11 protein-coding genes are annotated in these 13,919 nt (G+C 65.9%); 4 read left to right on the forward strand and 7 right to left on the reverse strand.

All coding sequences use genetic code 11. The features are described from left to right. Nucleotide 1 precedes the first annotated feature (1 nt). Nucleotides 2–862, reverse strand: coding sequence for an ABC transporter permease (locus DPQ64_RS06995; RefSeq protein ID WP_232820503.1), 861 nt, complete (start codon nucleotides 860–862; stop codon nucleotides 2–4). Then, a complete protein-coding gene (locus DPQ64_RS07000; RefSeq protein WP_115863639.1) occupies nucleotides 859–1,941 on the reverse strand; it encodes an ABC transporter ATP-binding protein in 1,083 nt (360 codons plus the stop codon). The genes DPQ64_RS06995 and DPQ64_RS07000 overlap by 4 nt, the downstream gene beginning before the upstream one ends. Before the next feature lie 197 nt (nucleotides 1,942–2,138). On the opposite strand from DPQ64_RS07000, the gene DPQ64_RS07005 reads away from it, so the two are divergent. From DPQ64_RS07005 to DPQ64_RS07015, 3 genes are all read left to right on the forward strand, one after another. Continuing rightward, on the forward strand, nucleotides 2,139–3,161 hold the full coding sequence (locus tag DPQ64_RS07005) for an ABC transporter ATP-binding protein (RefSeq protein WP_115863640.1): 1,023 nt from the start codon (nucleotides 2,139–2,141) through the stop codon (nucleotides 3,159–3,161). Next, nucleotides 3,158–4,003 (forward strand): ABC transporter permease, encoded by an 846-nt coding sequence (locus tag DPQ64_RS07010; protein ID WP_115863641.1) that lies wholly within the window; start codon nucleotides 3,158–3,160, stop codon nucleotides 4,001–4,003. The genes DPQ64_RS07005 and DPQ64_RS07010 overlap by 4 nt, the downstream gene beginning before the upstream one ends. A gap of 233 nt (nucleotides 4,004–4,236) precedes the next feature. Further along, nucleotides 4,237–7,476 carry a type 2 lanthipeptide synthetase LanM family protein gene (locus tag DPQ64_RS07015; protein WP_115863642.1) on the forward strand — a complete coding sequence of 1,080 codons (3,240 nt, stop codon included), beginning with the start codon at nucleotides 4,237–4,239 and terminating at the stop codon, nucleotides 7,474–7,476. A 170-nt stretch (nucleotides 7,477–7,646) separates the two neighbouring features. Here the strand turns inward: DPQ64_RS07015 and DPQ64_RS07020 are convergent, their stop codons facing one another. From DPQ64_RS07020 to DPQ64_RS07040, 5 genes are read right to left on the reverse strand one after another with little or no spacing between them, the layout of a single operon-like run. Further along, on the reverse strand, nucleotides 7,647–9,530 hold the full coding sequence (locus tag DPQ64_RS07020; protein ID WP_115863643.1) for an FAD-binding protein: 1,884 nt from the start codon (nucleotides 9,528–9,530) through the stop codon (nucleotides 7,647–7,649). A gap of 42 nt (nucleotides 9,531–9,572) precedes the next feature. Then, nucleotides 9,573–10,460 (reverse strand): succinate dehydrogenase/fumarate reductase iron-sulfur subunit, encoded by an 888-nt coding sequence (locus tag DPQ64_RS07025; protein ID WP_115863644.1) that lies wholly within the window; start codon nucleotides 10,458–10,460, stop codon nucleotides 9,573–9,575. 2 nt (nucleotides 10,461–10,462) lie between these two features. After that, nucleotides 10,463–10,828, reverse strand: a complete 366-nt coding sequence (locus DPQ64_RS07030) for a succinate dehydrogenase (protein ID WP_115863645.1) — start codon at nucleotides 10,826–10,828, stop codon at nucleotides 10,463–10,465. Between the two features lies 1 nt (nucleotide 10,829). Continuing rightward, nucleotides 10,830–11,258, reverse strand: a complete 429-nt coding sequence (gene sdhC, locus DPQ64_RS07035) for a succinate dehydrogenase, cytochrome b556 subunit (RefSeq protein WP_115863646.1) — start codon at nucleotides 11,256–11,258, stop codon at nucleotides 10,830–10,832. A gap of 43 nt (nucleotides 11,259–11,301) precedes the next feature. Further along, nucleotides 11,302–12,369, reverse strand: coding sequence for a succinylglutamate desuccinylase/aspartoacylase family protein (locus DPQ64_RS07040; RefSeq protein WP_115863647.1), 1,068 nt, complete (start codon nucleotides 12,367–12,369; stop codon nucleotides 11,302–11,304). Between the two features lie 137 nt (nucleotides 12,370–12,506). On the opposite strand from DPQ64_RS07040, the gene DPQ64_RS07045 reads away from it, so the two are divergent. Further along, nucleotides 12,507–13,847: a RimK family alpha-L-glutamate ligase gene (locus DPQ64_RS07045; protein ID WP_115863648.1), complete on the forward strand. Its 1,341-nt coding sequence runs from the start codon at nucleotides 12,507–12,509 to the stop codon at nucleotides 13,845–13,847. Nucleotides 13,848–13,919 lie beyond the last annotated feature (72 nt).

Raw genomic sequence — 13,919 nt, forward strand, 5'->3', positions numbered from 1 at the left:
TTCAGTAGTGGCCCATCACCCCACGCCTGCGTGCGACGCGCGAGCAGACGAGAAACACCGCATATCCGGCGAGCGAGTAGACTGCGGCCACTCCGACGAGTATCCCCAGATCGAACGCCGGGAACTCCCACAGCCGGACGCCGTTGCGCATCGCGTCCTGGAGCATCGACGAGCCCTGAACCAGCGGGAGGAATCGCAACGGGGACAAGCCCGCCACCGGTGCCGCGATGAGGCCGACGATGACGAACTGCATGAGCTGCGAGACGCTCTCGACGCGCTTGTACACGAGCGCGAGCCCGGCGAACACGAAGCCGATGCCGACCACCGACACGAGCGCCAGCAAGGTGACGGGGACGATGGTCAGAACGTCGATGGCGAGCGTCCGCTGGGTCGTCAGCAGTATCAGCCCGAGCATCAACGCGCCGACGAGGAAGCTCTGGAAGATGTTGACGACGACCTTCGTGACCATCACCGGCCCGAAGCCGTACGGCGACATGTACAGCTGTTCGAGCGTCCCCCATTCGGACTCCTGCGTGACGTTGCCCGGCAGGCTGGAGTACGCCGACTGGGCCATGGTGTAGAGGAACCAGCCCACGATGACGCCGTCGAGCGTCTCGGTGATGGCCTGATTCCCGCCGACGCTGCCGACCGCGGCCTGTCCGCCGAAGAACAGCACCGCGAAAAACAGGTACGAGGCCAGCATCTGCGCGAGGAAGTTCACCCGGTAGCGGAGCATGATGCGGAACCGTTTGATGAACAGCTCGCGCAACAGCGTGAGTCCGCCAGCGAGCGACAGGTCCGCACTATCCGATCGGCCCGTGCTATCGTCGGCTGCCGACGCGGTCTTTCTGGTGTTGCTCATGGGTTCGTCGCTCGTGAAACCGTCTCCGTTTTCCGCTCGGTCGCTTTCCGGTCGCGTTCGTTGGCGTCCTCGTCGTCGGTGATCTTGAGGAACACCTCCTCGAGATCGGGTTCGACGGCGTCGAACGACTCGACCGACAGGTCCGCCGAGCGCAACTCGTCGACCAGTTCGTAGAACTCGTCGGTCGTGACGCTCACCTCGAAGCGGGTCGCGTTGGGGAGGCGCTCGAAGTTGTCGGCGTCGAACGTCGACTCGAGTCGGTCGCGGATCGACGCGTCGAGGCGCTCGGTGACACTCACCTCGTACACCTGCGTGTTGAACAGGCTCAGGAGGTTCTCGACCGTGTCGTCGGCCACGATGTGCCCCTCGTTCATGATGATGACGCGGTCGCAGACGTCCTCGATGACGTCCATGTCGTGGCTCGACAGCAATACTGTCGTGCCCTCGTCCTCGACGAGGTTTCGGAGTTCCGAGCGCAGGTCGAGCGAGCTCTCGACGTCGAGGCCGAGCGTCGGCTCGTCGAAGAACACCACGTCGGCGTCCCGAGCCATGGTGCAGGCCAGCGACACCTTCTGTTTCTGGCCGCGCGAGAGCTCTCGAACGACCGTGTCGGCCTTCCCCTCGAGGCCGAACTGCGTGACGAGTTCGTCGTGACGGTCGCCCATCTCGCGGGGGTCGTTGCCGGCCAGCGCCGAGAAGAACTGCATGTTCTCCTTGACGGTGAGCCGCCAGTAGATGTTGCGAGCGCCCTCCAGGGTCGCACCCATCCGCCGATAGGCGACACCCGGCTCGTCGTGAACGTCGATGTCGTCGACCCGAACCTGCCCGGAAGTCGGGACGATGAGTGACAGCAACGACTTGATGGTCGTGGTCTTGCCCGCGCCGTTCGGACCGAGCAGGCCGACCGCGGTCCCCGGCTCGACCTCGAAGTCGACGCCGTCGACCGCTCGAACCGCCTCGTCGCCGCTTCCGTACTCCTTCGAGAGGTTCTCCACGGCGATCGCCGGCTCGCCGTCTCCTGACCGGTCCCGATTCGGAGAGGACTCGACCCCGTCCGGCGGCTTGGATGTGGTTCCCATTGTATGTGCGCCCATACGACGCATCGTATAATAACTATTCGGTTTAAAATATAAAACTGAAAATTAGAATATAACTACCGCAGGTGAACGGGAGTTTCGTGACGGCCGAACGGGGTCCATTAGTCGTCCGAAACGAATTATTTTACAATAAGTACTGAATGGGTAAAGTTAAATGAATAGGGCTGGGAGAGTGGGACATGGCCGCCATCGAAACGAACGGGTTGACCAAGGTGTTCGGCGACTCCGTCGTCGCCGTCGAGGACCTCGACCTCGAAGTCGAGCAGGGCGAGGTGTACGGGTTCCTCGGACACAACGGAGCCGGGAAGTCGACGACAATCGACATCCTCCTCGACTTCCTGCACCCGACCGACGGTAGCGCAAGCGTGCTGGGACACGATACGCGAGAGGAGTCGCTCGCCATCCGCGAGCGGGTCGGCGTCCTGCCGGAAGGGGCGAAGCTGTACGACCGACTCACCGGGCGCGAGCACATCGAGTTCGCGATGGAGATCAAAGGCGTCGACGGCGATCCCGACGACATCTTCGAGCGAGTCGGGCTCGACCGCGACGACGCCGACCGGACGGTCGGCGAGTACTCGAAGGGGATGTGCCAGCGCCTCGGCCTCGGCATGGCGCTGGTCGGTGACCCCGACCTGCTCATCCTCGACGAACCCTCCTCGGGGCTCGACCCGACCGGGATGAGCGAGATGCGCGACCTCATCCGCGAGGAGGCCGACGACGGCACCGCGGTGTTCTTCTCGAGTCACCTCCTCACGGAGGTCGAAGCGGTCTGCGACCGGATCGGTATCCTCAGCGACGGGAAACTCGTCGCGCAGGACAGCATCGAGGTGCTCCGCGAGCGGTTCGGCGGCGAGGCAACGATAGAGGTGACTGTCGACGCGGTGCCCGACGACGGATTCGATCTGGAGACCGTCGACGGCGTGCTCGGGTCGACGGTCGACCCCGAGGAAGACACCGTCGTCGTCGAGTGCGAGGACTCGACGGTGCGGGGCGACGTGGTCCAGCGGGTCGGCGAGGCCGCGACCATCATCGACATCGTCTCGGAGGAAGCTTCGCTGGAGTCGATGTTCGAGGAGTACGTCCGGAACGGAACCGGCGAGGAACTCGCGGGGGGCGATCTCGACTCCGAGAGCGCCGACGGGTCGACCAAGAGCGAAGAATCAGCGAGTAGCAACGGGTCGGAGACGGAGGTGGCCCGATGAACTGGCTCACCATCGCGAAGAAGGACTTCCGCGACGCCCGCCGGTCGAAGATCCTGTGGGGCGCGCTGCTCATCTTCAACGTGTTCATCGTTGCGGTGCTGGGAACCAACTCGACCGACCCCGGCGGCCCGTACTCGGCCGCGCAGGTCGGCATGTCCACGATGGTCGGGGTCGGGATGTTCTTCCTCCCGCTCATCATGCTGGTCATCGCGTACCTCTCGATCACCGGCGAGCAGGAGTCGGGTAGCATCAAGTACCTTCTCGGCCTGCCGAACACGCGGCTCGACGTACTCGTCGGCAAGCTCGTCGGCCGAACTGCGGTCGCGATGCTCGGCATCGGCGTCGCGCTCGTCGTCGGCGCGCTCATCATGTCCGTTCGGTTCGACGAGGTGCCGGTCGGCCAGTACGCCGGGTTCAGCCTGATGATACTCTACTTCACGGCGGTGTACGTCGCCATCGCGGTCGGCGTCTCCGCGCTGTGTCGCACCCGCGCTCGGGCGCTGGCCGGAACGCTCGGCGTCTACTTCGTGTTCAGCGTGCTCTGGATCTTCCCTTCGTTCAACCCACAGACCGCCGTCTCGTACGTGGTCGAGGATCTGCTCGGCCTCGCGGCGATGCCGCGGCTGTACGACCTCATCCTCCACCTCAGCCCGTCGTACGCCTTCTCCATCGCGAACTACGAACTCGTGCTCGACATGACCCGCGGCGGTTACATGGGCACGTACGTCGACGGCTTCCCGTTCTACCTGCAGGGATGGTTCATGCTCGTCATCCTGCTCGCGTGGTTCGTCGCCCCGCTGGCCATCGGGTACGCGCGCTTCCGCAAGGCCGAGTTGAGCTAACTTGAGTTGAGTCGACCTCCGGACCGCTGTCTTGGTCGCCGCGTGCGGCCCTCGCGAACGCGTCGTACGGCGGTAAGAACGCCGCCACGTGACGGGAAGCTATTCAAAACGCTTATTTAATTAGTTGGTATAGAGTCACTCACCGATATGATTAGAGATTATTGTTCGAAAGAAACGGGAGAAATGGGCGTGACCGAACGGCTTCGAGAGCCGCGGTTCTCTGCTAACGACAGATGACCACCGTATTCAGCGAGGACCACAAGCGCCTCATCGCCGGGCGGGCTCGCACGCTGTTCGAACGATTCGAGGATCCCGAGGCCGTCGAACACGGCTTCCGCGACGAGGAGGAGGTCACGGAGATCTTCGAGGAGTGGGAGGAGACGTTCTCGACCGAGGAGTCGTTCGAGCGACGGCTGGATCAGCTCGACGCGACCGAGGCGGAGTGTCGGCAGGCCATCAGCGCCGACAGGCTCGCCGAGTCCGAACCCATCCCTGAGTGGGTCGACCGGCTCGACGATCTCGTCGCGTCGGTCCACCGGACCACTCCGGAGAAGGCCGCCGAGCGACTCGGCCCTGAGGGCTATCGGGTCGAGGAAGAGCGAACGTTCAAGCAGCTGTCGGCGGCCATCGCGGCCCACGCGTGCGACCAGCTCGACGAGTCCGTGCTCGACGTGCTCTCGGCGGAGGCCGTCTGGACGATGGCCGACTGGTTCCGCCGCCGGCTCGAAGACCGGTTCGTGCGCATCCTGTTCGTGGAGTTCAAAGCGTTCATCGCGGCCCACGACGAGGACATGGCGTTCGCCGAGCCCGAGGACTTCGACGACGGCGACCTGCCGACCGACTACTACGAGCTGTTCCTCGGCTACCTGTTCGACGGCGGCTTCGGCGACCTCTGCCAGGAGTACCCGATGTTCGCTCGACTCGTCGTGACCCAGATCCGCCAGTGGCACGAGCATCTTGAAGAGTTCGGTCGCCGCCTCGAAGCCGACCGGGACGCGCTCGCCGACCGGTTCGGCTACGAGACGGGCGTCGGCAACGTGACCCACCTCGAACCGCTGGCCGACGACACCCACGGCGACGGCCGCGCGGTGATGCACGTCGAGTTCGAGTCGGGGCTCGACGTGGCGTACAAGCCCCGGAGCGTCGAAGCCGGCCAGACGTTCTACCGGATGCTCGAACGGTTCAACGACCACCTCGCGGTCCCCGACTTCAAGACGCCGACCTACCTGCCGCGGGGCGACTACGGCTGGATGGAGTGGATCGAGTACGAGGAGTGCGAGGATAGCGACGCGGTCGAACGCTACTACCAGCGAGCCGGGGCGCTCGCGTCGCTGGCGTACTTCCTCGAGTTCACCGACTGCCAGTACGAGAACGTCATCATCAACGGCGAGTACCCGATGCTGGTCGACGCCGAGACCATCTTCACGCCCCACGTCAGCGTCGAGCGCAAGCCGACCCGGACCGGCATCGGCTCGCTCCGGGACAAGAGCCTCCTGCTGACGCTGCTGATCCCCTACGACGTCGAGGACATGCACACCGACCAGAGCGGCGGCCAGTCGAGCACGATCTCCGGGTTCAGTGACTCGGCCGACGAGGACGTGCTCGAGGACATCACCAATCCCGCGATCCAGGCGGTCAACACCGACGTGATGAAGGTCGACCACCAGCCGGTGCCGGTCGACCCCAGCGAGAACATCCCGATGGTCGACGGCGAGGCCCAACCCCCGGCCGACTACCTCGAGGAGTTCCTCGACGGCTTCGAGACAGCCTACGAGACCGTGATGGAGCTGCGCGACACGGGACAGCTCACCGACGACGTCGAACTGTTCGACAGCTTCCGGTCGGTCGAGAACCGCATCGTCTACCGACCGACGATGCAGTACGGCAGCGTCATCAAGTCGCTGTCCTCGCGGCATTGTCTCGGCGACGGGGCGAGATTCGGCGTCGAGATCGACGAGTTGAGCGTCCCGTTCTGCAACGGCATCATCACCGAGCCGAAGCCGTGGGCGCTGTACGACGCCGAGCGGGTGGCGCTCAAACGACTCGACCCACCGCGGTTCACCTGCCGGCCCGACGACACCGAACTCGAACTTAACGGGGAGACGCTCGGCGTCGAAGCCGACGAGTCGGGGATGGAGCGCGCTCGCCAGCGCATCGAGTCGGCGTCGGAAGACGACCTCCAGATGCAGATCGAGTTCGTCCGGGGCTGTTTCGGCGTCACGCCCGACGCGAAGCAGGACGGCAACCGGCCGCCGGACGTCGAGCCCGAGCCAGCTACCGACGAGGCGTTCCACGAGGAAGCGGTCGCGCTGTTCGAGGACCTGCGCGAGTCGGCGCTCGAAGGCGTGAACGGCGGCTACTACTGGGCGTCGGTCGCGCCGTGGACCGAGACAGAGCGGCTCACGCTCCGGCCGGCCGGCGGGTCGATGTACTCCGGACGGAGTGGCATCGCGCTCCTCGGCGCGGGGCTGTATCACCTCACCGGCGAAGACCGCTACCGATCGTTCGCGCTGGACGCGGTCCAGGGCATCCGGCAGGCGGTGCGGCTCGAACTGCCGATGCCGTCGCTCACCAACCACGGCGGCGCGACCGGCATCGGCTCGGTCGCGTACGGGCTCAGCCTCGTCGGCGACCTCGCGGACGAGCCCGAGATCTACGACGACGTGCGCCAGCTACCGAACTTCTTCACGGACGAGGCGCTCGAAGCCGACGACACGTACGACGCGACCGCGGGCTCGGCCGGAACCGTCCTCGGACTGCTCGGCGCGCACGACCGGGTTGGCGGTGACGAACTGCTGTCGGCCGCGCGGGACTGCGGCGACTACCTGCTCGACAACCGCGTCGAGACCGACGACGGCGTCCGCGTCTGGCAGACCCTCGAAGACTGCCCGCCGATGGCCGGCTTCGCCCACGGCGTCAGCGGCATCGCGTACGTGCTGCTCCGACTCTGGAACGTGACTGGCGAGACGAAGTACCGCGACGCAGCGCTGGAGGCGCTGGAGTTCGAGGACGCCCAGTACTCAGAGTCGGCGCAGAACTGGCCGGATCCCCGCGGCTGGTCGGAGACGGAGTTCCTCGACCAGTGGTGTTACGGCCGGAGCGGCATCGGCCTCGCCCGGCTCGGGATGACCGAGTACACGACCGACGACCGCGTCACGCGCGGACTCGAACGAGCGGTCGACGGGTTCCCGAACGACGGCATCGACCGCTTCGACCACGTCTGCTGTGGCGAGGCTGGTCGGTCGGCGTTCCTGCTCGAAGCCGAGCAGCGCCGGGGCGACCGCTCGGGGGAAGCTCGCGAGCGACTCGGCGCGGTCCTCGACCGCAAGCGCGAGGCCGGCATCTACCAGACGCTCGCGCACACCGACAAGATCGACGACCCGACGTTCTTCCACGGCACCGCCGGCATCGGCTACTCGATGCTGCGCGTGACTGCGCCCGACGAACTGCCGAGCGTGCTCCTCTGGGAGTGACGCCGGCGAACGCGTTCTTTTCGGAGTGACGACCGGCTGATCGGCTCTCGCTCGCCTCCGGTGGAGGCGAACGAGAGCCGATCAGCCAAAAGCGAAGAATCGAGAACAGAGAATCGAGAGCCGAAAACCGAGAACCGAAAACCCGATACCAGAATCGAGGACGAGGCCGCTCAGTAGCTGCGCTCTTTCGGCTCGTAGGTCTTGTCTTCGCCTTCGAGGATGGTCGGCTTGTACCAGAGTTCCGGCGTCCCCTCGTTCCACGACAGCATCGTGTGCTTGAGCCACTCGTCGTCCTTACGCTCCTGGTGTTCCTGTCGCCAGTGGGCGCCGCGGAACTCGTCGCGGGCCAGCGCGCCGAGCGTGATTGCCTCCGCGAGGTCGATGAGGTTGCGCGTCTCGATGGTGTGGATGAGGTCGGTGTTGAACGTCCGGGAGGGGTCGGAGACGTACACGTCCTGATACGCCTCGCGGACCTCCTGGATGTCCTCGAGCGCCTGCTTGAGCCCCTCCTCGTTCCGGAAGACGTTGACGTTCTCGGTCATCGACTCCTGGAGGTCGGCCCGGAGCGAGGCGTGCTGGACGCCGGTGTCCTTCTCCAGCAGATGCTCGATGCGGGTGCGTTCGCGCTCGACCGCGCGCCGGACCGTCTCGTCGGGTTCGACGACTGCGGCACCGCCATCCGCGACGGCGTCGTCGTCACCGCCGGCGTTTCCGCCGTCCGCGACGGCATCGTCTTCCTCGGTACTCGCGGACACCGCGCCCGGTTCGACCGGCGTGTCGAGCCCGTCCTCTTCCTCGATCTCGCCGGTGCGGCCGGTCGTGATCTCGGCCTCGCCGAGGTCCGAGCCCGCGGCGTGACGGCCCGCCCGCGCGCCGAAGACGATGAGCTCCGGCAGAGCGTTGCCGCCGAGCCGGTTCGAGCCGTGGACCGAGACGCAGGCGCACTCGCCCGCGGCGTACAGGCCGTCGATGCAGGTCAGGCCGTTCTCGTCGGTCTCGATGCCGCCCATCTCGTAGTGCTGGCCGGGCTTGACCGGCATCGGCTCCTCCAGCCCGTCCACGCCCTCGAAGTCGCGGGCGAGGTGGAGGATGTTTTCGAGCCGGTCGGTGATGCGCTCCTCGCCGAGGTGACGCATGTCGAGGTAGACGTACTCGTCCTCGACCCCGCGACCGTTGTTGACCTCCGTGAGCTCCGCGCGGGAGACCACGTCGCGAGAGGCGAGTTCACCGTCGTTGTTCGCGTAGCCGTACTCGAACATGAACCGCTCGCCCTCGCTGTTGTAGAGGATGCCGCCCTCACCGCGGACGCCCTCGGAGATGAGCACGCCGGTCGAGGGAAGCGTCGTCGGGTGGAACTGGACGAACTCCATGTCCTCCAGCGGGACGCCGGCCCGGTAGGCCATCGCCGGGCCGTCACCGGTGTTGGCCACCGCGTTGGTGGTGTGATCGTACACCTGTCCGAGTCCACCGGTCGCGAGGATGACACCGTTGCGCGCCTTGAACCCCTCGATCTGGCCGGTCTTGATGTCGTAGGCGATCACGCCGTGACACTCCCGGTCGCTCGGGTCGTCGTGGTCGGTCACCGCGAGGTCCGAGACGTACCACTCGTCGTACACCTGGATGCCCCGCTTGACCACCTGCTCGTACATCGTGTGGAGCATGTGGTGGCCGGTCTCCGCGCCGGCGTACGTCGTCCGGGCGAACGAGAGGCCGCCGAACGGCCGTTGGGAGACGGTGCCGTCGTCCTCGCGGGAAAACGGCATCCCCCAGTTCTCGAGCTGGACGGTCTCCTCGGGGCTGTCTTGGGCCAGCGTCTCGATTGCCGGGGCGTCGCCGAGGTAGTCCGACCCCTTCATCGTGTCGTAGGCGTGGAGCTCCCAGTCGTCGCCCTCGCGCAGTGCCGCGTTGATGCCGCCCTCGGCCGCGCCCGTGTGGCTCCGCACCGGGTGGAGCTTCGTCACGATGGCAACGTCGGCACCCTCCTCGTGGGCCGCGATCGCGGCCCTGAGTCCGGCACCGCCGCCGCCGATCACCAGTACGTCGTGTTCGTGCATAGTTGGTAGTTCCGTGGTTGTCTTCGTAATCGTTGCGTTCGGTTACCAGAACTTCAGATTCTGCTTGACCGCTTCCCGCTTGAGCTCCTGGATGTGCTCGGTCAGCGGGATGTCCTTCGGGCAGACGTTCGTACAGGAGAACTGGGTCTGGCACCGCCAGACGCCGTGCTCCTGGTCCATCACGTTCAGCCGGTGTTCCTTCATGTTCTCGCCCTCGCGTTCGTCCATCGCGAACCGGTAGGCCTTGTTGATGGCTGCCGGGCCGAGATACTGGTTGTCCCCGGCCGCGATGTTACAGGAGGACATGCACGCGCCACACCAGATGCAGCGCGTGGACATCTTGATCTCCTCGCGATTCTCGGGCGACTGGCGGTACTCCTCGAGGTCGCCCGGCGACTCCTCGTCGGGCTGGAAGAACGGCTCGACCGCGTGCATCTGGTCGTAGAAGTGCTCCATGTCCACGACGAGGTCTTTCACCACGTCCTGATGGGGCAGCGGCTCGACTCGGACGGGTTTGTCGAGGTCCGAGATCTGGGTCTGGCAGCCGAGTCGCTGGCGACCGTTGATGAACAACGCGTCGGACCCGCAGACCGCCTGCCGGCAGGAGTGGCGGAACGTCAGCGTCGTGTCGTAGGTGTCCCGGGCATAGATGAGCGCGTCCAGGACCGTCATCCCCTTCTCGCGGGGGACGCTGAAGTCGTCGAACCGCGGCTCCATCTTGCCCTCGACCTCGGGGTCGTACCGGAACACCTTCAGCCGGAAGGCGTCCTGCTCCGGTTCGGCGGGCGCGCCCGACACCGACTGGCGCTTGGCGTCCCGATCCGCGCGTCGCCGGTCGCCGTGTGACGCCTCGGGCTGTTCGGCGCTGTCTTCGGCCTCGTGTTCGACGCTCTCGGTTCGTTCGTCTTCTTTCGGAACTTGCGTGCTCATTGTTACATCACTCCGGACATGACCAGCGCGAGGTAGGTACCCTGCCCCGCCAGCGCGAGGCCGGCGATGGCGAGGACGACCTGGACCGCTCGCTTGGCGGTGCCGGTCAGCCCCTGGTTCAGTAGCGCGGCGTACACGCCGTTGACGCCGTGGAACGTCGCGGTCAGCAGGAACAGCACCATCGTGAGCAGGTAGCCCCACTCCTCCATCCGCGCGGTCGTTCCGGCGAACGTCACCTCGGAGGCGTGCTGAACGAAGTGCAGCAGGAAGAAGTGAAACGCCAGCACGACGACGAGGAACGCCGCCGTGACGCGCTGGAGCAGCCACGACGTGCTCCCGCTCCGGAACGAAGAGTAGCGTTCGGCCATCTCAGAACGCCCCCTCGAGGAACGTCGGGATCGAGGCGATCACGATGACGCCCGTCACGATCAGCGACGCGTAGAAGCTCTTGTCCTGCGATTCCAGGCCGAGTCCGAGGTCCACGAACAGCAGGCGGACCCCGTTGAGGATGTGGAAGACCGCGACCGCGAGCAGACCGACCTCCATGACCCGGACGATCAGCAGGCTCTCCAGCCCCTGAATCGTCGCGGTGTACACGTTGAGCTGCTCACCGCCGACCAGCACCGTCTGGCCGTTCGCGCCCGCGATGGCGGTACTCAGTACGGCGATGTGGGTGAACAGATAGCCCACGAGTACCCACCCGGTGAACTTGTGGAAGATCCAGGCCCACATCCCGGCCGTAAACTCTCGCCACCGGCCGAAGTCTTCGACGAGGCCTCGATTGTACGATTGACTCATACTTGTCCGTTCGGGGAGTTGGACTGTGGGCAAATAGAAGTTTCTACCTGCTTTCGGGCGGCGGCGCTACGTCGCCGTCACTTTCTCGGTCCTTTCTCGCCCGGTCGCGCTTGAGCGCCCGACGGGTGTCGGCGGCGAGCTCGACCATGTGACACAACGGGTTCCCGGGGTAGACCACCGGGTTCTCCAGCACGCCGACCAGCAGACCGGTGAACGGTGCCGTGACGCGCTCGCTGTCGGTCTTGAACGGGTTCGTGATGGTGCAGATGACGTCGCCCTCGTACACCAGCGAGCCGCGGTCGTGGTGCATCTCGACGATGCCGCCCACGTCGGCCCGGAGCCACGTCTTCTCCATCTCGTCGTCGATGACGGTGCGCCAGCCCGGCCACTTGACCGCGTCGGTCCGGTGGAGGCCGTACTCGGCGAGCACGCTCTCGACGCCCTCCAGCCCGCGGTCGATGAACTCTCGTTGGAAGCGGTGGGCCTCGCCCATCTCGATGGTGATGGTCGGGACGCCGTACTCGCTGGCCTCCCGGCGGAGCGTCCCCGAGGGCCCCTCCGAGGCGATGACGACGTTCGAGCCGAACGACTTGGCGAGGCGGGCGACGTCGGGGTCGTTCGTGTCCGCGCGGACGTGCAACATGTTCGTCCGCCCGCGCGTGGACGTGTGGAAGTCCAGCCCCACGTCGCAGGGCGCGATGAAGTTCCGGAATATCTGGTGGGCCATCCGCTTGGCACTCGTCGAGCCGGCCCGACCGGGGAACGACCGGTTGAGGTCGCGGTCGTAGATGGGGAGGTAGCGCTCCTGCGCGATGAATCCTGGGACGTTCAGCACGGGGAGACAGACCAGCGTCCCGCAGAGGTCGTCGTGGTTCCACTCGTGGGCGACCTCCCGGACGACCTCGATGCCGTTGAGTTCGTCGCCGTGGGCCGCCGCCGACAGGAACACCGTCGGGCCGGGTTCGGAGCCGTTGACGATGGTGACGGGGATGCGAACCGGGTCGCCAAGATACGTCTCGCTGATGCCGTATCGGATGTTCTGGGTCTCGCCCGGTTCCACGATGCCGCCGTTGTAGGTGAAGGCGTCGGGGTCCGGGTCCGAACCGGTCATACCACCCACTCGGACCCCGCCATATATAAACTCGCGGCAGTCGGGACGAACGTCCTGACCATTCCTTTCGACTCGCCGACGTTCGCGTTCCAGACGATTCCATTTTATAACTTCGGGCCTCCAACGATAGCCCACGAATGACTACTGACGGGTCCGGCGTCCGGGTGGGCGTACTGAGCCTTCACAACAGCAAGGAGACGAAAGCGATCCTGAACGCGGTCGAAGATCTCGGCCACGACCCCTACTGGCTCCGTGAGGAGAACACGGCGGTCAACATCGCGGACGACGAGGTCGAACTCGAACCCGACATCGACGTGGTCGCTAATCGACTCCTGTTGTCGAACACCGAACAGCCCTCCGAGGCGCTCGGGCTCGCCAAGATCTACGACTCACTGTTGCCGATCCTCAACGACCCGAATTCCGTGATGACCGCCATCCACAAGTTCTCGACCGCCACCTCGCTGGCCGCGGCGGGACTTCCGGTGCCCGACGCGCTGCTCGCGCTGTCGAACGACCGGCTCAACGACGGCCGCGCGACCTTCGGCGAGGAGGCCGTCTACAAGACCGCCATCGGCACCCACGGCGGCGGGACGTGGAAGGTCGGCGCGGACGAACTCGTCAACCCAAGAGTCGGCGACCGGCAGGCCTTCCTCCAGGAGCTCATCGAGCGCGACGAGGGCGAACACCGCGACCTCCGGGTGTACGTCGTCGGCGACCGCATCGTCGGCGCGATGAACCGCTACGCGCCCGACAACGACTGGCGGACCAACGTCGCACTGGGCGGTGCCGTCGAGGACGCGACCGAGACGATGCCCGACGAGGTCGCCGAGATCGCCCGCGAGGCCGCGGACGTCATCGGCCTCGACTACGCGGGCGTCGACCTCATCGAGGGCCACGAGGGCTGGCACGTCCTCGAGGTCAACCCCACCGCGGGGTTCAAGGGGCTGTTCAAGGCGACCGAGCGCAGCGCCGCGCCGTACATCGCCCAGCTCGCCATCGAGCGCGGCGGTGGCACGGTCGACGAGCGCCGCGTCGAGGAGCTGGCCGCGACGCTCGACGACTCGGTGCCCGCCTGCAAGCCCCGGCCGAAGGACACCGGCCCGACCGAACCGGTCACCATCGGTTACACGGAGGAGGTGGTCCTGAGCGGTACGTCCGGCTCGGAGACCGTCACCGCAAAGTCCGACACGGGCGCGACCCGGACCAGCATCGACACCAAGCTGGCGGCCCAGATCGGCGCGGGCCCGATCAAGAGCATCGCCCGCGTGAAGTCCGGCTCCAGCAAGACCAGCAGGTCCCGCCCGGTCGTCGACGTGGTGGTCGGCGTCGGCGGGAACCGACACACCGTGACCGCGAGCATCGAGGACCGCGGGCACATGGACTACCCGGTGTTGCTCGGTCGGGACATCCTGAAAAACTATCAGGTGGACGTCCGTCGGCGCGCGGATCAAGAAGAGGAGACCGAGGAAGAAGAATAACGACTGGAGCGCCAATCCCGACGGTCGAGCACGACAATCTATTTCCCGATAAGCATCCGTAGTATCGGACGA

Origin of the sequence: Halorussus litoreus (assembly GCF_003382685.1) — an archaeon.
GTDB lineage: Archaea > Halobacteriota > Halobacteria > Halobacteriales > Haladaptataceae > Halorussus > Halorussus litoreus.